Annotated in this window: 19 protein-coding genes; 5 read left to right on the top strand and 14 right to left on the bottom strand. The window is 50.6% G+C overall.

Going from position 1 to position 26171, the window contains the following annotated elements; genetic code table 11:
• Window positions 1-29 precede the first annotated feature (29 nt).
• From lpxK to C2U41_RS05350, 9 genes are all read right to left on the bottom strand, one after another.
• Window positions 30-1007, bottom strand: a complete 978-nt coding sequence (gene lpxK / locus C2U41_RS05390; protein WP_003836886.1) for a tetraacyldisaccharide 4'-kinase — start codon at window positions 1005-1007, stop codon at window positions 30-32.
• Entirely contained in the window at window positions 1004-2752 is a 1749-nt protein-coding gene (gene msbA, locus C2U41_RS05385) for a lipid A ABC transporter ATP-binding protein/permease MsbA (RefSeq protein ID WP_003035784.1), read from the bottom strand. The genes lpxK and msbA overlap by 4 nt, the downstream gene beginning before the upstream one ends.
• Window positions 2753-2788: 36 nt before the next feature.
• On the bottom strand, window positions 2789-5053 hold the full coding sequence (locus tag C2U41_RS05380; RefSeq protein WP_032936343.1) for a ComEC family protein: 2265 nt from the start codon (window positions 5051-5053) through the stop codon (window positions 2789-2791).
• Between the two features lie 206 nt (window positions 5054-5259).
• Window positions 5260-5544 carry an integration host factor subunit beta gene (ihfB, locus tag C2U41_RS05375; RefSeq protein ID WP_003035780.1) on the bottom strand — a complete coding sequence of 95 codons (285 nt, stop codon included), beginning with the start codon at window positions 5542-5544 and terminating at the stop codon, window positions 5260-5262.
• Between the two features lie 159 nt (window positions 5545-5703).
• The gene (gene rpsA / locus C2U41_RS05370) at window positions 5704-7377 is read right to left on the bottom strand and encodes a 30S ribosomal protein S1 (RefSeq protein ID WP_003035776.1); all 1674 of its coding nucleotides are present in this window, start codon (window positions 7375-7377) and stop codon (window positions 5704-5706) included.
• Window positions 7378-7490: 113 nt separating this feature from the next.
• Window positions 7491-8174, bottom strand: a complete 684-nt coding sequence (gene cmk, locus C2U41_RS05365; protein WP_003035772.1) for a (d)CMP kinase — start codon at window positions 8172-8174, stop codon at window positions 7491-7493.
• Window positions 8175-8345: 171 nt separating this feature from the next.
• A complete protein-coding gene (gene aroA, locus C2U41_RS05360; RefSeq protein ID WP_016149864.1) occupies window positions 8346-9629 on the bottom strand; it encodes a 3-phosphoshikimate 1-carboxyvinyltransferase in 1284 nt (427 codons plus the stop codon).
• Between the two features lie 69 nt (window positions 9630-9698).
• The gene (gene serC / locus C2U41_RS05355) at window positions 9699-10787 is read right to left on the bottom strand and encodes a 3-phosphoserine/phosphohydroxythreonine transaminase (protein WP_003847007.1); all 1089 of its coding nucleotides are present in this window, start codon (window positions 10785-10787) and stop codon (window positions 9699-9701) included.
• Window positions 10788-10999: 212 nt separating this feature from the next.
• Window positions 11000-11692, bottom strand: a complete 693-nt coding sequence (locus C2U41_RS05350; protein WP_003847009.1) for a DUF421 domain-containing protein — start codon at window positions 11690-11692, stop codon at window positions 11000-11002.
• A gap of 136 nt (window positions 11693-11828) precedes the next feature.
• On the opposite strand from C2U41_RS05350, the gene ycaO reads away from it, so the two are divergent.
• The 4 genes from ycaO (at window position 11829) to pflA (ending at window position 18120) form a co-directional block, all read left to right on the top strand.
• Window positions 11829-13589 carry a 30S ribosomal protein S12 methylthiotransferase accessory factor YcaO gene (ycaO, locus tag C2U41_RS05345; protein ID WP_103848620.1) on the top strand — a complete coding sequence of 587 codons (1761 nt, stop codon included), beginning with the start codon at window positions 11829-11831 and terminating at the stop codon, window positions 13587-13589.
• Between the two features lie 405 nt (window positions 13590-13994).
• Window positions 13995-14852, top strand: coding sequence for a formate transporter FocA (gene focA / locus C2U41_RS05340; RefSeq protein ID WP_003035756.1), 858 nt, complete (start codon window positions 13995-13997; stop codon window positions 14850-14852).
• Between the two features lie 59 nt (window positions 14853-14911).
• Complete coding sequence (pflB, locus tag C2U41_RS05335; protein WP_003035753.1) at window positions 14912-17194, top strand: formate C-acetyltransferase; 2283 nt, start codon at window positions 14912-14914, stop codon at window positions 17192-17194.
• 185 nt (window positions 17195-17379) lie between these two features.
• Window positions 17380-18120: a pyruvate formate lyase 1-activating protein gene (pflA, locus tag C2U41_RS05330; RefSeq protein WP_003035751.1), complete on the top strand. Its 741-nt coding sequence runs from the start codon at window positions 17380-17382 to the stop codon at window positions 18118-18120.
• A 43-nt stretch (window positions 18121-18163) separates the two neighbouring features.
• Here pflA and C2U41_RS05325 read toward each other — a convergent pair whose 3' ends face one another.
• Together C2U41_RS05325 and C2U41_RS05320 are read right to left on the bottom strand one after the other, a co-directional pair.
• Complete coding sequence (locus tag C2U41_RS05325; protein ID WP_103848619.1) at window positions 18164-19585, bottom strand: amino acid permease; 1422 nt, start codon at window positions 19583-19585, stop codon at window positions 18164-18166.
• A gap of 213 nt (window positions 19586-19798) precedes the next feature.
• Entirely contained in the window at window positions 19799-20947 is a 1149-nt protein-coding gene (locus C2U41_RS05320; RefSeq protein ID WP_003836902.1) for an MFS transporter, read from the bottom strand.
• A gap of 384 nt (window positions 20948-21331) precedes the next feature.
• Between C2U41_RS05320 and ycaC the strand changes: the two genes are divergently transcribed.
• Entirely contained in the window at window positions 21332-21958 is a 627-nt protein-coding gene (gene ycaC / locus C2U41_RS05315; protein ID WP_003035746.1) for an isochorismate family cysteine hydrolase YcaC, read from the top strand.
• Between the two features lie 109 nt (window positions 21959-22067).
• On the opposite strand, the gene C2U41_RS05310 is transcribed toward ycaC, so the two are convergent.
• From C2U41_RS05310 to dmsA, 3 genes are read right to left on the bottom strand one after another with little or no spacing between them, the layout of a single operon-like run.
• Complete coding sequence (locus C2U41_RS05310; RefSeq protein WP_003035744.1) at window positions 22068-22931, bottom strand: dimethyl sulfoxide reductase anchor subunit family protein; 864 nt, start codon at window positions 22929-22931, stop codon at window positions 22068-22070.
• A gap of 1 nt (window position 22932) precedes the next feature.
• The gene (locus C2U41_RS05305) at window positions 22933-23550 is read right to left on the bottom strand and encodes a DMSO/selenate family reductase complex B subunit (protein WP_003035741.1); all 618 of its coding nucleotides are present in this window, start codon (window positions 23548-23550) and stop codon (window positions 22933-22935) included.
• 10 nt (window positions 23551-23560) lie between these two features.
• Window positions 23561-26005: a dimethylsulfoxide reductase subunit A gene (gene dmsA / locus C2U41_RS05300; RefSeq protein ID WP_032948932.1), complete on the bottom strand. Its 2445-nt coding sequence runs from the start codon at window positions 26003-26005 to the stop codon at window positions 23561-23563.
• Between the last annotated feature and the right edge of the window lie 166 nt (window positions 26006-26171).

Below are 26171 nucleotides of genomic sequence, written 5' to 3'. Positions count from 1 at the left end.
AAATGATTCGCTGCCGCAGCGTGAATCAGTTAGCGAGTCAGCGAGATTAAGCTATCCAGCAACACGTCAGGCCGATCGCCTGACAAATGTGCGTCAACAGGTAAATACCACCAGTTTTCATCGGCAAATGCCCGGCACTTAACCGCATCTTTTTCCGTCATCACCAGCGTTTGCCCGGCGTTTACAAACGCACTGACGTCACTGTAGGTCAGAGACTGATGGTCTGCCAGCGCAATGCTTTTTTGCACGCTGGCACCGCATGCTTTCAGCGTGGCAAAAAAACGCGGAGGGTGACCAATGCCCGCCATGGCGACAATATTGGGCAATTGCGCTACATCACGGCGTTCGCCTGTACGTAAATTAACGGCCAGCCCCGGTTCAAGTCGCATAGGGATTTCCCCTGGTTGCGCAACGCCACCGTTAACAATAGTCGCATCCACCGATTTTAGACGACCTGCGCGTTCCCGCATTGGACCAGCGGGAAGCCACCAGCCATTGCCAAACCGACGTTCGCCGTCAATAACCACGATTTCAACATCTCGCGCCAGACGATAGTGCTGTAGCCCATCGTCGGTCACAATAATCTGCACGTCATGTTGGGCCAAAATGGCTTTTACCGCATCCGATCTTACCGGGGATACCGCTACCGGCACGCCGGTACGTTGGGCGATCAGCACAGGTTCATCACCCGCTTCTGCGGTAGTGGTCTCTGCGGTCAATAACAACGGATAAGCAGCCGCTTTCCCGCCGTACCCACGCGACACCACGCCCACGCGGATCCCACGTTGCTGCAGTTGTTCAACCAGCCAAATCACCACCGGTGTTTTGCCATTGCCGCCGGCTGTAAGGTTTCCGACCACCACAACCGGTACTGGCGCGCGCCAAGCGCGTTTCAGCCCAAGCTTGTAGCATAGGCGGATCCCGCCACTCACCAGGCCATAAAGCCAGGAGAGTGGAAGTAACAATCGCCACAGCGGCGATTCACCAGACCAGATACGTGCGATCATTGACCGAATTGCATTTTGTGTAATTGCGCATAGACCCCGCGCTGCTCAATCAGGTCGCTATGGGTTCCGCGTTCGACAATCAGACCATCCTCCACCACGATGATTTCGTCGGCTTGTTCAATGGTTGAAAGACGGTGAGCAATGACCAGAGAAGTACGGTTTTTCTGTAGCTCATCCAGCGCAGACTGAATCGCACGTTCAGATTCGGTATCAAGAGCTGATGTTGCTTCATCAAGGATCAGAATTGGGCTGTCACGCAACAAGGCACGGGCGATAGCGATACGCTGACGTTGTCCGCCGGAAAGCAGGACGCCGTTTTCACCAATCACCGTATCCAGACCATTATCCATCTTGTTGATGAAATCCATGGCGTAGGCCATCTGTGCCGCTTTTTCGATCTGCTCACGGCTGTACATATCGGTACGCGCGTAGGCGATGTTGTTGGCAACCGTATCGTTAAACAGGTGCACATTCTGCGAAACCAACGCAACCTGATCGCGCAGGGATGCCAGGGTATATTCGCGCAGATCGTGTCCGTCCATCAGAATCTGCCCTTCATCAATATCGTAGAAGCGCGTAATCAGGCTGGCGATGGTGGATTTCCCTGAGCCCGAACGGCCAACCAGAGCAACGGTTTTACCCGCGGGAATATTCAGGTTGATGTTACGCAGAGCCGGTACTTCACGTCCCGGATAGGTGAAAGTCACGTTGCGGAACTCGAGATCGCCGGTAGCACGCTCGATAACACGTTTACCTTCATCTTTCTCCTGTTCGCTATCCAGAATCGTAAATAAGGTCTGGCATGCCGCCATACCGCGCTGGAACTGCGCGTTGACGTTGGTCAGCGATTTCAACGGACGCATCAGCGCGATCATTGAGGAGAAGACAACAGTAATTGTCCCTGCCGTCAGGTTTTCCATTACGCTTGGGAAGCTGGCCGCATATAACACGAAGGCCAGAGCCAGAGACGCAATCAACTGGATGATAGGGTCAGAGATAGAAGAAGCGGAAACCATCTTCATACCCTGCAAACGCATCTTGTTGCTGACCTTATCAAAGCGCTTGGTTTCGACTTCCTGACCACCAAAAATCAGAACTTCTTTGTGGCCTTTCAGCATCTGCTCCGCACTGGTCGTAACCTGCCCCATAGTGTTTTGCATGTTTTTACTGATGCTACGAAAGCGCTTGGAAACCACACGGATCGCCACTGACACAATTGGCGCCAGTACAATCAGGATCAGTGACAGCTGCCAGCTGTAATAGAACATCATGATAAACAGGCCAATGATTGAGGCCCCTTCACGTACCACGGTGATCAGCGCGCCGGAAGACGATGACGCGACCTGCTCTGAATCATAGGTAATTCGTGACAACAGCGTACCTGTAGACTGTTTATCAAAAAAGGAGACTGGCATGCCCATCATATGACCAAACAGGCGGCGACGCATGGTCATGACCACTTTGCCTGACACCCATGAGATACAGTAGCTTGAGACATAACTGGTTAAGCCACGAACTATCATCAGCCCAATGACCACCAGCGGCATCCACAGCAGCACCGAACGATCCGTTTTACCAAAACCATCATCCAGTAATGGTTTAAGGAGCGATAACATGAAGGTATCGCTGGCCGCGTTAAGGACTAACGCTATACCCGCCACGATCAGACCCGATTTAAAAGGCGCTATGGTTGGCCATAGTCGGCGAAACGTCTGCCACGTAGAGAGATCTTTATCGTTATGCATTCAAAAAACCAGCATTTGTTAGAATAGCCGCATATTCTACCCGTTATCCTCCGACACGCCAAACCACTGATGATACCAACGAGGTAAAATCTGATCCCGCAAGCTGTGTATTCGCCAGTTTTTTTGGTAAAAATCCAGCGTAATCTGCCCCTGATGTGATGTATCCAGCCATTGATAATTTTGTTTCCGATAACGTTGCTTCACTTTCCAGGATGGCAGACGCCAGGCGTTGTAACGGGATGCAGAGGCTAGTGCGGCCTGCCCGTCAACTCGCTGAATGAGTGCCAGTGATGATGAAGTATTGCTGCCATGATGCGGAACCTGCATCACCGTAGACTGCAGATGCTGCCAGTAGTGACTTAGCATTTTTTGTTCAGCGGGAGACTCAATATCGCCGGTCAGCAGAACACTCTGATACCCATCATCAACTTTAACCACGCAGGAGTGGTTATTTCCCTGCCCTGTATTTCCAAGCACAGGCCAGTGCGCACTGAAGGTTAACCCTTGCCATTGCCAACGTTCTCCGCGAAAACACGGGAGGTGTCCTTTCCAGCCTAGCGGACTTCTTATCCATAGTGATGGCCAGACTTGTTGTAAGGAGTGCAACCCTCCCCGGTGATCCATATGTTCATGGCTTAAAATGACCCCTTCCGGCTCCAGATTATGCCAACGCAACCAGGGAATAATCAGCTGTTGCGCGCTATCGCCTTCAGGCCATGCCAGACCGGTATCGTAAAGCAGCGCTTTTCCATTACGTACAATCACCATCGCCAGCCCCTGCCCGACATCCAGCATATGCACTTGCCACACATCTGTACGCGGTGCACGCCAAAGCGGCCCACTCAGCAAAAGTAGCGCAGAGAAACAGACCACCGGTAGCGTAAGCAAGATATTTAGTCGCCATGCGATAATCATCATTCCGGGTAAAAATGCGAGCCATTGCCAGCGTGCATCAATATTGATCCACCCTTCAGGCAGGCTCCTGAGCCCCCAAAATAGTAGCGCCAGAGAGCGATCCGCTAAATACCACAGATTCGATTCAATCATCACCAGTCCGGCTAAATGCACGATCATGCCTGCTAATATCAAGGGTACGGAAACAAACGTGACCAAAGGGACGGCAAACAAATTAGCCGGAAACGAGGTCAGACTAAAACCGTGAAACATTGCGATTTGTACGGGAAGAAGCAGAAGCGTAATACCCAATTGCAGATGAGCCAGCGCCAGAAATTGACGACCAGCACGCGACAGCGGCCAGTCCGGGAGCGGTACCCATTGGTACCAGAACAGCAGTGCCGCAACGGCGGATGCAGACAACCATAGACTTTGCGAAAGAACGGCAACAGGATCCACCACCAGAATGGCTGCCAGACAGCAGATCCATACCGACCATCCGCTCCACTGCCTGCTGCTAAGTCTTAGCGCCCCCCAGACTAGCAGCGCAACAACCGTTCGTAATGCCGGGGGTTGCAGCCCTGTCAGCCAGGCATATAATGTGGCGCAGACAATCCCACCCACTAATGGAACCTGCCAGCAAATCCATCTGGCGGGCATAAAAAATTGTCCCGCGCGAATTATTCCGCCAGCCAGAAGTGCAGCAAACGCAATATGCAGCCCGGAGATAGCCATCAAATGAGCCGTGCCGGTATCACGCATAATCGTTTTCACCTCTTGTGACACGGACAAGCGCTCACCCATTCCCAGACCCAGTATGACCTGCTGCCAGGGATAATCGGCGAGTACCGTTTTCAACGAGTCGAGAAATCGCGAACGCAAACTGCATTGTGGTGTGATAACCGAAGCCTGTAAGAATCGCCCCGTCAACGGTTGATGCTGCGCCAATGCGTAACGCTGGCTATCAAATCCGCCTTCGTTTAATTGACCGTGTACGGCGCGGACTTTCAACGTCATCGCCCATGTCTGACCCGCACAAACATCACCGGGTAAATACTGTCCGTACAAGACGATTCCTTGTGCAGGAAAGATTCGTCTCCCCTGAAGGTGAGTGATTTGGCCGTAGTGCGTTGTCATATTGTCAGTTCCGGTTATCCGCACAATGGCTTGCTGGTTTTTCTCAGGCAGCGTATTACCGGCCCACAGAGCCTCTTTCGCAGCCAGGATTCCCCAAAGAAAAAACAGCAGGGTTAGTCCGGCGGAACGTATATATTTGTGGGGGAGAAAACAGAGCAGACATGCCAGACAAAATACAATGCTGATACACAACATGCCTGGCAGCGTAGGTAATAGCATGAGTGGGAGAATGCCGAATAATGCACACGTACTCACCGTTGTTATTTTCATCAATAACCTCCCTGTTACAGGGAGTGTGCAGTACTCTTCGACGATTGTCTGGCATCAATTTATCGTTATACGACCTGAGTTCCGCAGACATTTAGTGGGGGTTGTAACGTACAAATTAACTGGGATGAGGATTCCAGGATAGGCGCACAGAAATGAAAAAAGCACCCATGTGGGTGCTTTTCTCGGCGTTAAGTCTCGCTAAAAACTTAACCGTAAATATTGGCGCGGTCGCGCAGTTCTTTACCTGGTTTAAAGTGCGGAACGTATTTCCCTTCCAGATCCACTTTATCGCCGGTCTTCGGATTACGTCCGGTGCGTGGTGCGCGGTAATGCAAAGAGAAGCTGCCGAAACCGCGGATTTCAATACGCTCGCCCTGCGCAAGAGTCGAGGCCATATGTTCCAGCATCTCTTTAACTGCATCTTCAACCGCTTTCGCGGGAATATGAGGTTGCTGGGTTGCAAGTCTTTCAATCAATTCTGACTTGGTCATGATTCCTCCGGTTCCTTAAAGGCATAATTAGCTGCTGCATTGATTAAGGGCGGCCGTAGCCGCCCTTTGTCATTGATTACAGGACGAATCCTGTAATCTGTCAAGCTACTCGTCATCCTTTGTGCCGTTAACAGCACAAAGGATTTAGAGCACTCGATATTACTCGCCTTTAGCTGCTTTGAAAGCTTCAGCCATTGCGTTGTTAGAGAAGTTAGCATCTTCCTGTTTGTTAACAGTTGCGATTGCATCTTTCTCATCAGCTTCGTCTTTAGCACGAACAGACAGGCTGATTGCACGGTTCTTACGATCAACGCCGGTGAATTTAGCTTCAACGTCGTCGCCTACGCTCAGAACCAGAGTTGCATCTTCAACGCGGTCACGTGAAGCTTCAGAAGCGCGCAGGTAACCTTCAACGCCGTCAGCCAGTTCTACGGTTGCGCCTTTAGCGTCAACTGCAGTGACTTTACCGTTTACGATTGCGCCTTTCTTGTTCAGTGCAACCCAGTTGTTGAACGGATCTTCTGCGAGCTGTTTAACACCCAGAGAGATACGCTCACGCTCTGCGTCAACCTGCAGAACAACTGCTGCGATTTCGTCGCCTTTTTTGTATTCACGAACTGCTTCTTCGCCTGCAACGTTCCAGGAGATGTCAGACAGGTGAACCAGGCCGTCGATGCCGCCGTCCAGGCCGATGAAGATACCGAAGTCAGTGATAGACTTGATTTTACCTTCAACACGGTCGCCCTTGTTGTGGGTTTCCGCGAACTGCTGCCATGGGTTGTTTTTGCACTGCTTCAGACCCAGGGAGATACGACGACGTTCTTCGTCGATATCCAGAACCATAACTTCCACTACGTCGCCAACGTTAACAACTTTGGACGGGTGGATGTTTTTGTTGGTCCAATCCATTTCGGAAACGTGAACCAGGCCTTCAACGCCTTCTTCGATTTCAACGAAGCAGCCGTAGTCGGTCAGGTTGGTCACGCGACCAGTCAGTTTGGTACCTTCTGGATAACGCTTAGCGATAGCTACCCATGGATCTTCGCCCAGCTGTTTCAGGCCCAGAGATACACGAGTACGCTCGCGGTCGAACTTCAGCACTTTAACAGTGATTTCGTCGCCAACGTTTACGATTTCGCTCGGATGCTTAACGCGTTTCCATGCCATGTCGGTGATGTGCAGCAGGCCGTCAACGCCACCCAGATCAACGAATGCACCGTAGTCAGTGAGGTTCTTAACGATACCTTTAACTTCCATGCCTTCCTGCAGGTTTTCCAGCAGCTGATCGCGTTCTGCGCTGTTTTCGGATTCGATAACGGCACGACGGGAAACAACAACGTTGTTACGCTTCTGATCCAGCTTGATTACTTTGAATTCAAGCTCTTTGCCTTCCAGGTGCAGCGTGTCGCGGACCGGACGAACGTCTACCAGGGAACCCGGCAGGAACGCGCGAATACCATTCAGCTCAACAGTGAAGCCACCCTTGACTTTGCCATTGATAACACCAGTAACGGTTGCAGCTTCTTCGTAAGCTTTTTCCAGCGTGATCCAAGCTTCGTGACGTTTAGCTTTTTCACGGGACAGCAGGGTTTCACCGAAGCCGTCTTCTACTGCATCCAGAGCAACGTCAACTTCGTCACCAACCTGGATTTCCAGCTCGCCCTGGGCGTTTTTGAACTGCTCTGCCGGAATGGCGGACTCAGATTTCAGACCAGCGTCAACCAGTACTACGTCTTTGTCGATAGCAACAACAACACCACGAACGATGGAACCCGGACGGGTTTCGATTTCTTTTAAGGATTCTTCAAACAGTTGAGCAAAAGATTCAGTCATGTTTAATCTTCAGGTTTCATATTTAACGTCCACCTGGCTCCATGCCGGATGGGGTTGTTTAACATACCCGCTGTCAATCCATTGCAACGGGGGTACTGCAAATTCGGTCGCACTTAAGCGAGAGCCAGTTTTTGGCGCGCGTATTGTAACGCTTTTTCAATCACTTGCTCAATGCTTAATCGGGTTGAATCCAAAACTAAAGCATCAGCAGCAGGAACCAGCGGCGCTACAGCACGGTTACGATCGCGATAATCGCGTTCTTCGATCTCGGCCAAAAGGCGTTCAAAGTTAACACTAAAGCCCTTCTCCTGCAACTGTAGCATACGTCTATGCGCACGTTCTTGCGAGGAGGCGTCCAGAAAAATTTTCACCGGCGCATCCGGGAACACCACGGTCCCCATATCACGTCCATCAGCAATCAGACCTGGGGTTTCGCGAAATGCGCGTTGACGACGTAAAAGCGCTTCACGCACGCGAGGAAACGCCGCGACCTGAGAGGCGGCATTCGCCACTTCCTGGGTACGGATTTCACCGCTGACATCCTCACCTTCAAGAATGACTTCAAGGTTGCCGTCTGTTGAGATAAAACGCACATCCAGGTGTGAGGCAAGCGGTACCAGAGCATCTTCAGAAGTGACATCAACATGGTGATGTAACGCTGCGAGCGCCAGTACGCGGTAGATCGCGCCTGAATCTAACAGATGCCACTGCAATGCTTCCGCCATTGCCTTGCACAAGGTGCCTTTTCCTGCACCGCTTGGGCCATCAATGGTAATAACCGGGGCAATTGCCGTCATCTTTTTCTCCTTAAACGGACGTACATTAACGTGAACGCCGCGCATTATACGCGCCAACGCTAATGATCGTTATCTTTGTGTGAAAAATGCAGAATCATTGAAGCTGAGTGTAGAATAAATAGGCAATCGGAGATGTCAGAATGTGCCGCACCCGAAAGTGCGGCAATGAAATCAGGCAGGAGTACTAATACGCGCCAGCTGTTCGAAATAATCCGGGAAAGTTTTGGCGGTACATTTTGGATCAAGAATGGTCACAGGCGTGTCAGACAGCGCCACCAGCGAGAAACACATCGCCATGCGGTGATCGTTGTAGGTCGCGATGTCCGCAAATTGCAATGTTGCAGGCGGGGTGATGCGGATAAAGTCATGCCCCTCTTCCACTTCCGCGCCCACTTTGCGTAACTCCGTCGCCATCGCGAACAGACGATCGGTCTCTTTGACGCGCCAGTTGTAGATATTACGTAATGTTGTGGTGCCTTTCGCAAACAGCGCCGCCGTTGCAATGGTCATCGCCGCATCAGGAATATGGTTCATATCCATATCCACTGCGTTCAACTCGCCGCGAGTACAGGCAATAAAATCGTCGCCCCATGTAATGGTAGCACCCATTTTTTCCAGTACATCGGCAAAACGAATATCACCCTGCATGCTGTTACGGCCAATCCCGGTAACTTTTACCGTACCGCCTTTAATGGCACCCGCCGCGAGGAAATAGGAAGCGGAAGAAGCATCGCCTTCAACCAGGTATGCACCCGGTGACTGGTACTGCTGCTGCCCCTTCACGACAAAGCGCTGGTAGTTTTGATTTTCAATTTCAACACCAAACGTTTTCATCAGGTTCAGTGTGATATCAATGTAAGGTTTGGATACCAGGTCACCTTTAATTGCAATCGTCGTATCCTGCGGCGCAAGCGGCGCAGTCATCAGCAGCGCAGTGAGGAACTGGCTGGAAACGCTACCGTCTACCTCAACCTGGCCACCGGTAAAGCCACCGCGCAGACGTAAAGGTGGATAGTTTTCCTGCTCCAGATAGTCAATTTTGGCTCCGCCCTGGCGCAGCGCATCAACCAGATGACCAATCGGGCGCTCTTTCATGCGCGGTTCGCCCGTCAGCACGATGTCATTGCTGCCCAGACATAGCGCTGCGGCCAGCGGGCGCATTGCGGTTCCGGCATTACCAAGGAACAGTTCCACTGAGCCTTGCGCATGTAATGCACCACCATTGCCAATAATCTCGCAGCGGGTACGATCAGCAGAAAGGGTATAGCTAATCCCTAACACATTCAGAGCATTAAGCATATGGCGAACATCATCGCTGTCCAGCAGGTTGGTCAGGACAGTGGTGCCATTGGCTAATGCGGCCAGCAGCAAAGCGCGGTTAGAAACACTTTTGGATCCAGGCAGATTGATTGTGCCATCCACCCGCGCAATGGGTTGTAACGTCAGGGATTCCATGAAACTCGACTCTCAAAAACAGACATAAAAACCCCACAGACGGGCTGTGGGGATGAAAAGTACAGCAGATTAGCCGCGACGGCGTTCAAAATCGACCATGAAATCGGTCAGTGCTTTTACACCTTCAAGCGGCATTGCATTGTAGATGGACGCACGCATACCGCCGACCACACGATGCCCTTTCAGCGCATGCAGGCCCGCAGCAAAAGACTCTTCCAGGAACAGTTTATCCAGTGCGCTGTCAGCCAGCTGGAACGGTACGTTCATGCGTGAACGGTTGGATTTCGCCACATCGTTACGGTAGAAATCGCTGTTATCAATTACGCCGTACAGCAGTTCCGCTTTTTGCTGGTTAATCTTATCCATTGCATTAACACCGCCCTGCTTTTTCAGCCATTTAAAGACCAGGCCAGACAGATACCAGGCAAAGGTTGGCGGCGTATTGAACATGGAATCGTTGTCATTCAGCACGGTATAGTCGAGGATTGACGGGCATGATACATGAGCTTTACCCAGCAAATCTTCACGGACGATGACAATCGTCAGGCCGGCCGGGCCGATGTTTTTCTGTGCACCGGCATAAATTACGCCATAACGGCTAACGTCAAGCGGTGCGGAAAGAATGGTAGAGGACAGATCCGCCGTGACCACAACGTTGCTGGCAAAATTCGGCGTTTCATCGATCGCAATGCCATCGATAGTTTCGTTCGGACAATAGTGCAGGTACGCCGCGTTATCAGAAAGCTGCCATTCACTCATCGGCTTAACAGCACGCAGGCCGTCCACGGTGACTTTGGCATCAATAACGTTTGGTGTGCAGTATTTTTTCGCTTCTTTAATTGCACTGGCGGCCCAATAACCGGCATCGACGTAATCCGCGGTGGTTTTATCACCCAGAATATTTAACGGGATACCCGCGAACTGCCCACGACCACCGCCATGGCAGAACAACACTTTATAGTTGGAGGGGATGCTAAGAAGATCGCGAAAATCCTGCTCCGCTTCCTCGGCGACCTGGATGAATTCTTTGCCACGGTGGCTAATTTCCATCACCGACGTGCCAAGACCGTTCCAGTCGCGAAGATCCTGTTGAGCCAGTTTAAGTACTTCTGCCGGTAGCATTGCCGGACCTGAACTAAAATTAAAGACCTGAGCCATTTCCCCTCACCACGTTGTGTTGTTGTCCAATCAACATCCTGTCATTGACGATAATCCGGTGACAGACATTGGTATAAGTTATTCCTGTGGATATCGGTTTTATCATTCAGTGACACGCGCCGCAATGGGTAAAACTGACCAGGGTAAAAATGTGTCATTGGTCACACAACAGAATCTATCGGATTGACGGGTAAAAACCGAGATTTTTGCTGTCAGGTAACCCGTTTTGCCCGACTGGCCTTCGACCATTCTGGATTTGCACAGCGTGGACATAATTGATGATCTCCGGCGTTCATTTGCACCACTTCGCTACAACGTATACAGGCATAGTCTCCTGCTTCAGGCATTACTTTAAATCGTTGCGTACAGTGCTTAGGTAAAATACTGAGCCCCGGCTTTACGTCTTCATCGGCAAAGAAGTAGACGCTGATTTGTCCATTCGTCTCCAGAATAGCCAGTTTCACCTGTCCCAATTGCTCCACGCCGTTCAAACGCAGTTCCATAAAGAATTCAAATTCCGTCATATTGGCACTATTGAGCTTTGACCATGCCAGCTCGCCGTCTTCAATGATCACGACGGGTTTGCCCTCCAGCAGGTCCTCCATTTTTTCACTATGCGCCATCAGCCACATCACCAACCGATACAGCACAGCAAGAGTAATAAAAACCACCAGCACTGGCAGCATCGGGACATCGTCATAGAATGCCACGTCTCCCGCTGCAGAACCCAGCGTAAGGATGATCAGCACTTCAAAAAGCGACATCTGGCGTACGCCGCGACGTCCGGTGATTTTTAAAAACAGAAAAACCAATATAAAGGTGTAGAGGCTGCGTAACGCAACTTCCCCCAGAAAATCCATGGGCACCTTATCAAGCGCCATACGGTGCAAATCGAAAGCTTTCATTAATATGCTCTAAACGTGGTTGGTTGTAAGAAAGCATAGCCAATGCTTTTATTTACGCCTGAGCTCCGGCGGCGATAGCGCCGCTCATTGAAAACCCGTATCATTGCGCGCTTTCCGTACGACAAAAGTGATTTTCATGACGCAAACATTTATCCCCGGCAAAGATGCCGCTCTGGAAGACTCCATCGCTCGCTTCCAGCAAAAATTGCTCGACCTCGGTTTTCAAATTGAAGAAGCCTCGTGGTTGAATCCCGTCCCTAACGTCTGGTCTGTACATATTCGCGACAAAGAATGCGCGCTATGCTTCACCAACGGTAAAGGCGCGACGAAAAAAGCGGCGTTGGCTTCCGCGCTGGGCGAATACTTTGAGCGTCTGTCGACTAACTATTTCTTTGCGGATTTCTGGTTGGGCGAAACTATCGCCAATGGCCCGTTCGTGCATTATCCGAACGAAAAATGGTTCCCGCTGACAGAAGAAGACGATGTACCAGAAGGTTTACTGGATGCACGTCTGCGAGCGTTTTACGATCCAGATAACGAACTGACTGGCAGCATGCTTATCGATCTGCAGTCTGGTAATGAAGAACGTGGCGTCTGCGGCCTGCCGTTTACCCGTCAGTCGGATAACCAGACTGTCTATATTCCGATGAATATTATCGGCAACCTGTATGTTTCTAACGGCATGTCCGCGGGTAACACGCCTAACGAAGCGCGCGTTCAGGGCCTGTCTGAAGTCTTTGAGCGTCATGTGAAGAACCGCATTATTGCGGAAAGCATCAGCCTGCCGGAAATCCCGGCCGAAGTCATGGCGCGCTATCCGGCTGTGGTGGAGTCCATCGCCACACTGGAAGCTGAAGGTTTCCCAATTTTCGCCTACGATGGCTCGCTGGGCGGCAAGTATCCGGTGATTTGCGTTGTCCTGTTCAACCCGACCAACGGTACCTGCTTCGCTTCCTTCGGCGCACACCCGGATTTCGGCGTGGCGCTGGAGCGTACCGTCACTGAACTGCTGCAGGGCCGTGGTCTGAAGGATCTTGATGTCTTCACCCCACCGACCTTCGACGACGAAGAAGTGGCTGAACACACTAACCTTGAAACCCATTTCATTGATTCCAGCGGTTTGATCTCATGGGATCTGTTCAAGCAGGATGCCGACTATTCGTTCGTTGACTGGAATTTCTCTGGCACCACGGAAGAAGAGTTCGCCACTCTGATGGCCATCTTCAATGCTGAAGATAAAGAAGTGTATATCGCTGACTATGAGCACCTGAGCGTTTACGCGTGCCGCATTATTGTGCCGGGAATGTCTGACATCTATCCGGCAGAAGATCTGTGGTTAGCTAACAACGCTATGGGCGCCCATCTGCGTGACACCATTCTCTCTCTGCCGGGCAGCGAATGGGATAAAGAAGACTATCTCAATCTGATCGAACAACTGGATGAAGAAGGCTTTGACGACTTCACCCGCGTACGCGAGCTACTCGGTCTGGCGACCGGTGCAGATAACGGTTGGTACACCCTGCGTATTGGCGAGCTTAAAGTGATGCTGGCGCTGGCCGGTGGCGATCTGGAGCAGGCGCTGGTGTGGACAGAATGGACGATGGAATTTAACGCCTCCGTCTTTAGCGCGGAACGTGCAAACTACTATCGCTGCCTGCAAACATTGTTGCTGCTGTCTCAGGAAGAGGACCGTCAGCCGCTGCAATATCTGAATGCGTTTGTCCGCATGTACGGTGCCGAGGCGGTTGAAGCGGCAAGTGCGGCATTGAGTGGCGAAGCGCCATTCTACGGGTTGCAAACCGTTGATAACGATCTGCAAGCTTTCCCGGCGCATCAGTCTCTGCTGAAAGCCTATGAAAAACTGCAGCGCGCGAAAGCGGCACATTGGTCAAAATAATGACAGTCAGCCTGCGCTAAGTAGGCTAAAAGTATTGTCTGGGATATATTACGGGGCGCTTTAAGCGCCCTGTTTTTTTATTTTGGTCAAATCGGAAAATAAATGTAAAAACAAGGTTAAATATTAGTAGTTGATATTAAAAAAATTAGCATATTAATGTGGTTTTTTATCTCAATTACTCCATTTTAATTAACCGTCTGACAGGAGACAAAAAGAAAAAATTCAACTCACTTTATAATTTTTAAAATTTATTTTTATATGGATAATCAACAAGTTACTCCGTAATCGCATAAAAACCATGCGTCTTGCGGGCCTATAAGCCAGGCGAGATATGATCTATATCAAATTCTCATCTATAATGCTTTGTTAGTATCTCGTCGCCGACTTAATAAAGAGAGAGTTAGTGTGAAAGCTGACAACCCTTTTGATCTTATTCTACCTGCTGCAATGGCCAAAGTTGCCGAAGAAGCAGGCGTCTATAAAGCAACGAAACATCCGCTTAAGACGTTCTATCTGGCAATTACTGCCGGTGTATTCATTTCAATTGCCTTTGTTTTCTATATCACCGCCACAACCGGTACCGGAACTATGCCTTTCGGCATGGCAAAATTAGTAGGTGGTATCTGCTTTTCCCTGGGGCTGATTCTTTGTGTTGTCTGCGGCGCAGACCTCTTCACCTCAACCGTATTGATTGTCGTAGCAAAAGCCAGTGGTCGTATTACCTGGGGCCAATTGGCTAAAAACTGGCTTAACGTTTATGTCGGTAACCTGGTGGGTTGCTTGCTCTTCGTGCTATTGATGTGGCTTTCCGGCGAATACATGACCGCCAACGGCGCGTGGGGGCTCAACGTCCTACAAACAGCCGACCACAAAGTGCACCATACTTTTGTTGAGGCGGTAAGTCTTGGCATCCTGGCTAACCTGATGGTGTGTCTGGCCGTATGGATGAGCTACTCGGGCCGCAGCCTAATGGACAAAGCGTTTATCATGGTATTACCGGTCGCAATGTTTGTTGCCAGCGGTTTTGAGCACAGTATCGCAAACATGTTTATGATCCCTATGGGTATTGTAATACGCGATTTCGCCACCCCGGAATTCTGGACCGCAGTTGGGTCTTCTCCGGAGAATTTTTCTCACCTGACCGTGATGAATTTCATCACCGATAACCTGATTCCGGTTACGATCGGTAACATTATCGGCGGCGGTTTGTTGGTCGGGTTGACATACTGGGTCATTTATCTGCGTGGTAACGATCATCATTAATCTGATGATGCCCATTACACGCAGTAAATAAAAAATCCACTTAAGAAGGTAGGTGTTACATGTCCGAGCTTAATGAAAAGTTAGCCACAGCCTGGGAAGGTTTTACCAAAGGTGACTGGCAGAATGAAGTAAACGTACGTGACTTCATTCAGAAAAACTACACTCCATATGAGGGTGACGAGTCCTTCCTGGCTGGCGCAACTGATGCGACCACTGCACTGTGGGACAGCGTGATGGAAGGCGTTAAACAGGAAAACCGCACTCACGCGCCTGTTGACTTTGACACCTCCGTTGCTTCTACCATCACTTCTCACGACGCTGGCTACATCAACAAAGCGCTCGAGAAGATTGTTGGTCTGCAGACTGAAGCTCCGCTGAAACGTGCGATCATTCCGTTTGGCGGCATCAAAATGGTTGAAGGTTCCTGCAAAGCGTACAATCGCGAACTGGACCCGATGCTGAAAAAAATCTTCACCGAATACCGCAAAACCCACAACCAGGGCGTATTCGATGTTTACACCAAAGACATTCTGAACTGCCGTAAATCCGGTGTTCTGACTGGTCTGCCAGATGCGTATGGCCGTGGCCGTATCATCGGTGACTACCGTCGCGTTGCGCTGTACGGTATCGACTACCTGATGAAAGACAAATACGCTCAGTTCGTCTCTCTGCAGTCCGATCTGGAAAACGGCGTAAACCTGGAAGCAACTATCCGTCTGCGTGAAGAGATTGCTGAACAGCACCGCGCTCTGGGTCAGATCAAAGAAATGGCTGCTAAATATGGCTGCGATATCTCTGGTCCGGCTACCAACGCTCAGGAAGCTATCCAGTGGACTTACTTCGGCTACCTGGCCGCAGTTAAATCTCAGAACGGTGCAGCAATGTCCTTCGGTCGCGTATCCACCTTCCTGGATGCTTACATCGAACGTGACCTGAAAGCAGGCAAAATCACCGAGCAAGACGCACAGGAAATGATCGACCACCTGGTCATGAAACTGCGTATGGTTCGCTTCCTGCGTACTCCTGAATATGATGAACTGTTCTCCGGTGACCCGATTTGGGCAACTGAATCAATCGGTGGTATGGGCGTTGATGGCCGTACTCTGGTTACCAAAAACAGCTTCCGCTTCCTGAACACCCTGTACACCATGGGTCCTTCTCCGGAGCCGAACATCACTGTTCTGTGGTCTGAAAAACTGCCTCTGAACTTCAAGAAATTCGCCGCTAAAGTGTCCATCGACACCTCTTCTCTGCAGTACGAGAACGATGACCTGATGCGTCCGGACTTCAACAACGACGACTACGCTATCGCTTGCTGCGTAAGCCCGATGGTTGTTGGTAAACAAATGCAGTTCTTCGGTGCGCGTGCAAACCTGGCGAAAACCATGCTGTACGCAATCAACGGTGGCGTTGATGAAAAACTGAAAATGCAGGTTGGTCCTAAATCTGAACCGATCAAAGGCGACGTTCTGAACTTCGACGAAGTTATGGACCGCATGGATCACTTCATGGATTGGCTGGCTAAACAGTACGTCACTGCACTGAACGTTATCCACTACATGCACGACAAGTACAGCTACGAAGCCTCTCTGATGGCGCTGCACGACCGTGACGTTATCCGCACCATGGCGTGTGGTATCGCTGGTCTGTCCGTTGCTGCTGACTCCCTGTCTGCAATCAAATATGCGAAAGTTAAACCGATTCGTGACGAAGACGGTCTGGCTATCGACTTCGAAATCGAAGGCGAATACCCGCAGTTTGGTAACAACGACTCTCGCGTTGATGACATGGCGGTTGACCTGGTAGAACGTTTCATGAAGAAAATTCAGAAACTGACTACTTATCGTAACGCTATCCCGACTCAGTCTGTTCTGACCATCACCTCTAACGTGGTTTATGGTAAGAAAACTGGTAACACCCCAGATGGTCGTCGTGCTGGCGCGCCGTTCGGACCGGGTGCTAACCCAATGCACGGCCGTGACCAGAAAGGTGCTGTTGCCTCTCTGACCTCCGTTGCTAAACTGCCGTTTGCTTACGCTAAAGATGGTATCTCTTACACCTTCTCTATCGTTCCGAACGCTCTGGGTAAAGACGACGAAGTTCGTAAGACCAACCTGGCGGGTCTGATGGATGGTTACTTCCACCACGAAGCGTCCATCGAAGGTGGTCAGCACCTGAACGTGAACGTCATGAACCGTGAAATGCTGCTGGATGCGATGGAACATCCGGAAAAATATCCGCAGCTGACCATCCGCGTTTCTGGCTACGCAGTACGTTTTAACTCCCTGACTAAAGAACAGCAGCAGGACGTTATCACTCGTACCTTCACTCAGACCATGTAATTGGTTTTGACTGAAATCGTACTTTAAAAAGCGTACAATAAAGGCTCCACGTAAGTGGGGCCTTTTTAATAGCCTGCTTTGTCAGCCATCTATACTTATGGATAGCAGCCAAAACAGACTCGACACAGTTAATAACTGTGCATTAACACTGGCCCCGGATGGGCCACACCTGGAGAAACACCGCAATGTCAGTTATTGGTCGCATTCACTCCTTTGAATCCTGTGGCACTGTTGATGGCCCGGGCATCCGTTTTATTACCTTCTTTCAGGGCTGCCTGATGCGCTGCCTGTATTGCCATAACCGCGACACGTGGGATACGCACGGCGGTAAAGAAGTTACCGTTGACGAATTAATGAAAGAGGTGGTGACCTACCGCCACTTTATGAACGCCTCCGGAGGCGGCGTGACAGCGTCTGGCGGCGAAGCTATCTTGCAAGCTGAATTCGTACGTGACTGGTTCCGGGCCTGTAAAAAAGAAGGTATTCATACTTGTCTGGATACTAACGGTTTTGTTCGCCGCTACGATCCGGTGATCGATGAGTTGCTGGAAGTCACCGACCTGGTCATGCTCGATCTCAAACAAATGAACGATGAAATCCATCAGAATCTGGTGGGTGTGTCTAACCATCGTACACTCGAGTTCGCGCGTTACCTGTCCAACAAAGACATCAAAGTGTGGATCCGCTATGTTGTCGTACCTGGCTGGTCTGACGATGACGACTCCGCACACCGCCTTGGCGAATTTACCCGCGATATGGGCAACGTTGAAAAAATCGAGCTGCTGCCTTACCACGAGCTGGGCAAACACAAATGGGTGGCAATGGGCGAAGAGTACAAACTGGATGGCGTCAAACCGCCGAAGAAAGAGACCATGGAGCGCGTGAAGGGTATTCTCGAGCAATATGGACATAAAGTGATGTATTGAGTTTTATGGTGGGTAACAGATACGTTACCCACCTGACTCTGCCTTAACGCCCTCTTCTCGCCAGTAACGGGAAAATCAATCCCAGCCCAACCAGCACAAATGGCGTCACAATATTCAGCGTGAGCTGGAATGTCCACTCAGGGGTGAAGGCTTCCATTTTCGGGAAAATCCCGGTCAGACAGGCAAATGCGGTAAAGGCAAAGCACCAGATCCCCACGGTCATCGCAAGCGATCGGTTGCGAATAAAGACATATTCTGATTTATATTTTTGCGCCAGACAAATAACGGCAATGAATGCCACAAACACCCATAAATAACGCAATGGCATCACGACAGAGTTAAGATTCAATAGCCATTTATACAGATTGTTCATGTCGCCAATTCCCAGTGTTGGCAACATAATCAGAATCGCCACCAGCACCAGCGTCAGAATATAACCATTTACCGGCGTACCGGAAGCGTTGGTTTTACACAGGCTCTCGGGAATATATTTACGATCAGCATCACCCAGCAGAACTTTAAGCGGTGCATCAATAGAAAATACCAATGCCGCAATCTGTCCCAGCGTATTGGCAATCGCGTAAATAACCATCAGCGAATTACCCATACCATAATACTCACCCAGTTTCTGGAAGGCGTAATATTGACCATTCGTCATCAGATCATCTGGAATATGCCGGGAGTCAAACATCATTCCCATAGCCAGCGATCCGAGAATCGCACATACCGCCACCATAACAGCCAGAACGAGCATCCCTTTCGGAAATTCTTTGCCCGGATTACGTGTCTGATTAACGTATGGCGAAATTTTCTCCGCGCCGCCCACGGCAAAGACCAGCATGGAGATCGTGGTAATGTAGGTAAAATCAATGTGCGGGATAAACGATTCCCAGGTGATATTAGTTGTCGCTATCTGCACATCCGTAATTGCAGGCGCAGTTACCGCCATCACGACATACAAAATGGACATCACAAACATCGCGATGCCTGCAACTGACCCAACAATTTTCAGCGATTTCATGCCACGGGACGCAACCCACATGAAAAAGACAAACAGCGCCAGTGTCAGCCCCTGCAACGCCACGACGGTGTACTCTTTAATCAACGAACCATCGCCCTTCAGCGCCCATCCCAGCGCAATCAGAATAGCCTGCGGTTTTTGCGCCAGATAAGGAATATGCACAACCCAATAGGTCCATGCAGCAAGATAAGCCAGCCCTGGCCCCATGGTATTTTTAATCCAGGTACTGACGCCGCCTTTACCCTCTTTAAAAGTTGAGCCAAGCTGCCCGACGATCAACGCATAAGGTATAAAATAGAGCGCGAAAATAAAGATCCAAGAGGAGACAACAACTAATCCCTGATTGGCATAGTTGTTAACGACGTTGCCAAAACCCCAAACGGTAATAAAAGACATCAATGCAATGTTGTACCATCGCAATTGTTTTTCCTGCACACCAGCCATACGCAATCCTTCGTGGAAGCTTTATGATTATAAATAAATGAGGCGTGGGATTATGCGCGGTAAAATGAGCGAGCGGAAACGGCAGGATGTAAAACTATAACCTTCTGCACACTTTATTTTCAGGAAAGAAGTGTGTGATTAAATAATGCAGGTTCCCATAAAGCATACATAAACAGTATGTATGGGAACCTGTTCATATTCTGTTAAATCAGGTCAAATGTGCGCAATAGAATTGGGTGTATGACCCGTTTTACGCAACAGCATCAGTAAATAAATAAACGATACGCTGGCGATCATGATAAACAGCAAGCTATCTGAATAATTCTGCATCAGCATCGCTGTAAATGAAGGACCCAGCAGACTGCCCACGGTATAGCTCAATAACAATGCCTGATTCATGGCGACCAGCTGATGATGCTCCACCTTTTCACAGGCCCAGGCCATCGCGACCGGGTAGAGGGTAAAGCCTGCCGCACCCAACATAAACAACGCGGGCGCCATCGCCGCCTGATTCAGCATGGCAATACTCCCGACGATCACCACGAAGACCTGGACGCGTAAAACCAACAGACGTCCCAGCTTGTCCGCCAGACGGCCAATCGGCCATTGCCCCAGAATACCTGCACTTACCAGGACCGCCATCCAGAAACCAATGCTGGCATTACTCACCCCCTGATGATTGAGATACAGCGGCATCAGGCCATACAAAGACCCCAGCACAATCCCGGAAATAATACAGCCATTCACGCCCAGACGCGCCTGGCGGAGTTTCAGCATGGAGACAATAGGCGTAGACTGCTGCTCATCACCCTGCTGATTGGCAATGCGCGTAAATAGCAGTGGCAAAACACCCGCCAGGATAGTACCCGTCACCCACGGCAGGACGTTCATCAATTCCGTGGATACTTTACTCACCAGCAGTTGGCCTAAAAACGTCCCCACGTAATAGATCATCATATAGGCGGCAAGCAAACGTCCGCGATTACGCGAAGTCCCGCTGCACATCAGCGCGCTTTCCACCACCACCCAAATCATGGCGCAGCCAACACCAGCGATAAAACGCCAGGTCATCCAGCTCCAGAATCCCACCATAATCCCCAGCCCGACACAGCCCGCGGCAAAAATAAGCGAGGCGATATAATAGCTGCGGTTAAAACCAAGGTGTTTTATTAAATACCCTGTCAACAACGTCCCTACCAGATTACCGGTAAAGTAGGACGAGCTCACCACGCCTACCTGCCAGGTGGGCAGATTTTCATGGGCGAGCCAAAGCGGGACGAGCGTGTTTAACACGGCGATCGCCAGGGTCAACAGAAGTAGCCCGCACAGCAATAGCATGACGGGACGGGTATAGGTGGACATGAATAAAAACCGTGAGGAAGTTCAAATTTCATGCGCATCATGCCACTGCTAAAAACATTGTCAATCGGCGTAATCAGAGGGCTGAGGCGCTTTCTGGTCGATCGATTTGCATTACTGATTCTTAATGTGAATAGATAAAAAATACAAAATCACATCTGCTTGTTTTTATTGATCTAAAACAAAAATCTCGCGTTACGTTCAGTCGAAAAATTTCATGGATTACCCTTACTTTTATTTCTTACTAAACTCAATGCGGGATGCTGAGCTGCATTGTCTTCAAAATAGAACAGTGAGTTCTTATTTAGGCATCTACTCCAGATATCGTTCTTTTCGTAGACTTAAACTCATCAAATTTCCCCCACTGAGCTGAACAGGAGAAATATCATGACTAAACCTTACGTAAGACTTGATAAAGATAATGCGGCAGTACTGCTGGTCGACCATCAGGCAGGCCTGCTCTCTCTGGTTCGGGATATCGATCCCGATAAATTTAAAAACAACGTGCTAGCCCTGGGTGACTTAGCAAAATACTTCAACCTCCCAACCATTCTGACAACCAGTTTTGAGACAGGACCAAACGGGCCGCTGGTACCGGAACTGAAAGCGCAATTTCCCGATGCGCCCTATATTGCTCGCCCAGGAAACATTAACGCATGGGATAACGAAGATTTCGTGAAGGCAGTGAAAGCGACCGGCAAAAAGCAGCTGATTATCGCTGGTGTCGTGACGGAAGTTTGCGTCGCCTTCCCTGCGCTCTCAGCTATTGAAGAAGGCTTTGACGTCTTTGTGGTAACCGATGCTTCAGGCACATTTAATGAAATTACCCGTCATTCAGCTTGGGATCGGATGTCTCAAGCAGGCGCTCAGTTGATGACATGGTTCGGAGTAGCGTGCGAGCTGCACCGCGACTGGCGCAACGATATCGAAGGTCTGGCAACGCTGTTCTCGAATCACATTCCGGACTACCGCAATCTGATGACCAGCTACGACACGTTAACTAAGCAGAAGTAAAACCAGGGCGAAAGCCCTGGCCTGACATATTGCCTGATGACGCGCAGCTTTAAGGCCTACAGATCTGTAGGCCTGATAAGACGCAAACCACCATCCGGCATAGTTTGGATTAACTCGCCACCGCCATACCGACTGTCATATGCAGCCCGTAGAACACGCCACGACCAATCAGCTCGCCGACTAACAGCAAAATAAACGCCACGGAAAGCAGCGGAACAGCAGGCTGGTAGCCCTTCACTTGCGGTACAATCCAGCAGCACAACGCTAATGCCAGCGCCACAATCCGCCACGCCATCAGCGAGCCGTAATCCGGAACCAGCGCAGACGCCTGCTGAATCGAACTGTGGATCGTCGCCAGTTCAGCCCCCTGCATGACAGACATAATGGCGCTTACGACCAGAGCAAGCACTGAAATTGCCGGCAGCAGGCGCATCGCCCAACCATCCACGCCAGCAATTCTCAGTAACAGATACCCCAGCAGCGGACCGCCCATAAACATCGTCAGGAAGAAGCCCAGCGGAGTCCAGACGCTGTACCAGGTCGGCACAGTATCAATGGTGTTATAAACGCGTACCATCATCCAGACAAAAACCACACCCAGCACCATGGTGACAACTAACCACAGATTGCGTAATGCGGGCGACATTTTTTTCAACGTGGCCAGCAGCCAGCCGATACCACCAACGGCAAAGAAGATTGAACCGCTGGCAATTTCGTTACTCAACGCCGAAGACCCAACGCGATTGAGCGAGTTAAAGGCGCGCATCGGCGAGCCCAGGTGGAGCATAGAAGCAATGAAGCCAATGCCCATTAATACCCACAGTCCAAACATGCAGGCAATCACGCGCTGTTGCGATTCTGGACGCAAGTCACCTTTCATCAACGCCAGCGCCAGAACGATAAAGCCACCAACCACACACTGTCCGAAGACCGTGAAGATCATCAGCGGCCATTCATGCCATCCACTTCCCATCTTACACCTCCTTCGGATTGGCCAGATAACCTGTGGTATCCCCGGTCGGGCGGCTATTGGCGTTAGGTTTGATGACAATACTCGGTTTGGTAAAGTGCGCACCCGGCAGTGGCGCAACCGCAGCCAGGGTGCCATGCTTTTTGCGCAGCTCTTCAATCGGACCAAAATCCAGCGCACGCAGTGGGCAGGATTCGACGCAGATAGGTTTTTTACCTTCAGCGACGCGCTCATGGCAGCCATCGCATTTAGTCATATGCCCTTTTTCAGCATTGTACTGCGGCGCGCCGTAAGGACAGGCCATGTGGCAATACCGACAGCCAATGCACACGTCCTCATCGACAACGACAAAGCCATCTTCACGTTTGTGCATCGCGCCGCTCGGACAAACCTTGGTACAGGCCGGATCTTCACAGTGGTTACAGGCAATGGAGAGGTAATAGGCAAAGACATTCTGATGCCAGACGCCGTTGTCCTCCTGCCAGTCACCGCCTGCATACTCATAAATGCGGCGGAAGCTGACCTCCGGGGTTAAATTTTTAAAATCTTTGCAGGCCAGTTCGCAGGTTTTGCAACCGGTGCAACGGCTGGAATCAATAAAAAATCCATACTGGGTTGTCATCGGTTACTCCTTACACCTTTTCAACCTGAACAAGGTTCGTGTGTGATGGGTTCCCCTTCGCGAGAGGAGACGGACGCTGGGTCGTCAGGACGTTAATACAACCGCCCTGGTCCACGCGTTTTGCGTCCGGGTCATACCACGCCCCTTCGCCTAGTGCCACCACGCCAGGCATCATACGCGGCGTTACTTTCGCCTCGATGTGCACTTCACCACGATCGTTAAAGATGCGCACCTTGTCGCCGTTGTTAATGCCGCGTCTCTGCGCATCCATCGGGTTGATCCACATTTCCTGACGGCAGGATGCTTTCAGAACATCCACGTTGCCATAGGTCGAGTGGACACGAGACTTGTAATGGAAACCGGTCAGTTGCAGAGGGAATTTCTCCACCAGCGGATCGTTCAGGCTTTCAAATCCTGGGGTATAAATCGGCAGTGGATCAATCACATCACCTTCCGGCAGTTCCCAGGTCGCCGCGATCTCGGCAAGTTGCTGCGAATAAATTTCGATCTTACCTGACGGAGTAGTCAGCGGATTGGCGTCAGGATCCTCACGGAACGCCTTGTACGCCACGTGATGCCCTTGTGGGTCGCGCTGTTTAAAGATCCCCTGCTTGCGGAATTCTTCAAACGTTGGCAGTTCAGGAATCGCTTTGCGCGACTGCTCGTACAGATGACGCATCCACTCTTCCTGAGTGCGACCTTCTGTAAACTGCTGCTCAACGCCAAGGCGTTTCGCAAGCTCGCTGGTCATCTGGTAGATAGTCTTGCATTCGAAGCGTGGTTTGATCGCCTGATCGGTGAAAATCACATACGACATATTCCCGCAGGAGGCATCCAGTGCGAAGTCCATCTGCTCCGAAGCAGTACAGTCCGGCAGCAAAATATCCGCGTATTTCGCCGAGGAGGTCATATGGCAGTCGATGACAACGATCATCTCGCACTTCTTATCATCCTGTAGGATTTCGTGTGTGCGGTTGATGTCGGAGTGCTGGTTAATCAGGCAGTTACCCGCATAGTTCCAGATCATCTTAATCGGAACATCGAGCTTATCTTTACCACGAACACCATCACGCAGCGCCGTCATCTCCGGACCTCGTTCAATGGCGTCCGTCCACATAAACATCGAGATACTGGTTTCTACAGGGTTTTCCAGCGTAGGCATACGTTCAAACGGCAAACTGTATGAGCCCTCACGCGCCCCACTGTTGCCGCCGTTAATCCCAACGTTACCGGTCAGAATAGCCAGCATAGAAATGGCGCGGGTCGCTATTTCACCATTAGCATGACGCTGCGGTCCCCACCCCTGGCTGATGTATGCCGGTTTAGCGCTACCGATTTCACGTGCCAGTTTGACGATTCGTTCAGCAGGAATCCCGGTAATTTGCGCAGCCCATTCCGGGGTCTTGGCAATACCGTCTTTGCCCTGCCCAAGAATATACGCCTTATAGTGACCGTTTTTCGGTGCATCTGCCGGTAAGGTTTTCTCGTCGTAACCTACGCAATATTTGTCAAGGAACGGTTGATCAACCATGTTTTCGGTGATCAGAACATACGCCAGCCCATTTACCAGTGCGGCATCCGTACCCGGACGGATGGGGATCCACTCATCTTCACGACCCGCGCCAGTATCCGTGTAGCGAGGATCGATAATGATCATGCGGGCATTGGATTTCTGTCGCGCCTGTTCAAGGTAATAGGTTACCCCACCCCCGCTCATACGGGTTTCACCTGGGTTATTCCCGAACAGAACCACCAGCTTGCTGTTTTCAATGTCTGACGGGCTGTTACCGTCTGCCCAGCCGCCGTAGGTGTAGTTCAACCCGGCAGCGATTTGCGCTGAAGAGTAGTCACCGTAGTGATTCAGGTAGCCACCACAGCAGTTCATCAGACGTGCTACCAGCGTTTTGCCCGGTGGCCAGGAGCGTGTCAGGGTGCCGCCCAGCGTACCTGTGCCGTAGTTCAGGTAGATAGACTCGTTGCCGTAGTCTTTGATAAGACGCTGCATATTGCTGGCAATGATGTCGTAGGCTTCATCCCAGCTGATACGCTCAAATTTACCTTCGCCACGTTTGCCGACGCGTTTCATCGGGTATTTCAGACGATCGGGATTATAGACGCGACGGCGCATAGAGCGCCCACGCAGACAGGCACGTACCTGGTGCAGGCCGTCATAGTTGTCATCACCGGTGTTGTCGGTTTCAACATACTTTATTTCACCATCTACCACGTGCATACGCAGAGGACAGCGGCTACCACAGTTCACCGTACACGCGCTCCAGATGACTTTCTCACTGGCCTGTGTTGGATTAAGGGCTTCTGCAGCATTTGCAATACGGGTAAATGGCAGGGTAAACGCGCTACTGGCCACCGCCAGTCCGCCTATCGCCGTCGTTTTCACCAAACCTCGGCGACTAACCTCAGCTGCCAGCATGGCATCGGGGATCTTAGTTTTCATAGTGGCTCACTCTGCTGCTCACAATAAACAAAAGGCAAATATCCGTTGTATAGATTTTTATATAACGTTACTATCGATATAAAGACTGGTAGATACTGAATTTGCGAAAAGACAGAGATAAATACTGACTTTCATTTGAAGGCAGTATTACTCCTATGGAGGTAGA

It is taken from the genome of Citrobacter freundii complex sp. CFNIH4, assembly GCF_002934505.1.
GTDB classification, from domain to species: domain Bacteria; phylum Pseudomonadota; class Gammaproteobacteria; order Enterobacterales; family Enterobacteriaceae; genus Citrobacter; species Citrobacter freundii.
The sequence above is the reverse complement of the archived record's forward strand: the minus strand, read 5'-3'. Positions and strand labels throughout refer to the sequence as shown.

Excerpts from the sequence above, each read along its gene's own strand:
- lpxK (WP_003836886.1), bottom strand. The coding sequence starts at position 1,007 with ATGATCGCACGTATCTGGTCTGGTGAATCGCCGCTGTGGCGATTGTTA.
- msbA (WP_003035784.1), bottom strand. The coding sequence starts at position 2,752 with ATGCATAACGATAAAGATCTCTCTACGTGGCAGACGTTTCGCCGACTA.
- C2U41_RS05380 (WP_032936343.1), bottom strand. The coding sequence starts at position 5,053 with ATGAAAATAACAACGGTGAGTACGTGTGCATTATTCGGCATTCTCCCA.
- ihfB (WP_003035780.1), bottom strand. The coding sequence starts at position 5,544 with ATGACCAAGTCAGAATTGATTGAAAGACTTGCAACCCAGCAACCTCAT.
- rpsA (WP_003035776.1), bottom strand. The coding sequence starts at position 7,377 with ATGACTGAATCTTTTGCTCAACTGTTTGAAGAATCCTTAAAAGAAATC.
- cmk (WP_003035772.1), bottom strand. The coding sequence starts at position 8,174 with ATGACGGCAATTGCCCCGGTTATTACCATTGATGGCCCAAGCGGTGCA.
- aroA (WP_016149864.1), bottom strand. The coding sequence starts at position 9,629 with ATGGAATCCCTGACGTTACAACCCATTGCGCGGGTGGATGGCACAATC.
- serC (WP_003847007.1), bottom strand. The coding sequence starts at position 10,787 with ATGGCTCAGGTCTTTAATTTTAGTTCAGGTCCGGCAATGCTACCGGCA.
- C2U41_RS05350 (WP_003847009.1), bottom strand. The coding sequence starts at position 11,692 with ATGAAAGCTTTCGATTTGCACCGTATGGCGCTTGATAAGGTGCCCATG.
- ycaO (WP_103848620.1), top strand. The coding sequence starts at position 11,829 with ATGACGCAAACATTTATCCCCGGCAAAGATGCCGCTCTGGAAGACTCC.
- pflB (WP_003035753.1), top strand. The coding sequence starts at position 14,912 with ATGTCCGAGCTTAATGAAAAGTTAGCCACAGCCTGGGAAGGTTTTACC.
- pflA (WP_003035751.1), top strand. The coding sequence starts at position 17,380 with ATGTCAGTTATTGGTCGCATTCACTCCTTTGAATCCTGTGGCACTGTT.
- C2U41_RS05325 (WP_103848619.1), bottom strand. The coding sequence starts at position 19,585 with ATGGCTGGTGTGCAGGAAAAACAATTGCGATGGTACAACATTGCATTG.
- C2U41_RS05320 (WP_003836902.1), bottom strand. The coding sequence starts at position 20,947 with ATGTCCACCTATACCCGTCCCGTCATGCTATTGCTGTGCGGGCTACTT.
- ycaC (WP_003035746.1), top strand. The coding sequence starts at position 21,332 with ATGACTAAACCTTACGTAAGACTTGATAAAGATAATGCGGCAGTACTG.
- C2U41_RS05310 (WP_003035744.1), bottom strand. The coding sequence starts at position 22,931 with ATGGGAAGTGGATGGCATGAATGGCCGCTGATGATCTTCACGGTCTTC.
- C2U41_RS05305 (WP_003035741.1), bottom strand. The coding sequence starts at position 23,550 with ATGACAACCCAGTATGGATTTTTTATTGATTCCAGCCGTTGCACCGGT.
- dmsA (WP_032948932.1), bottom strand. The coding sequence starts at position 26,005 with ATGAAAACTAAGATCCCCGATGCCATGCTGGCAGCTGAGGTTAGTCGC.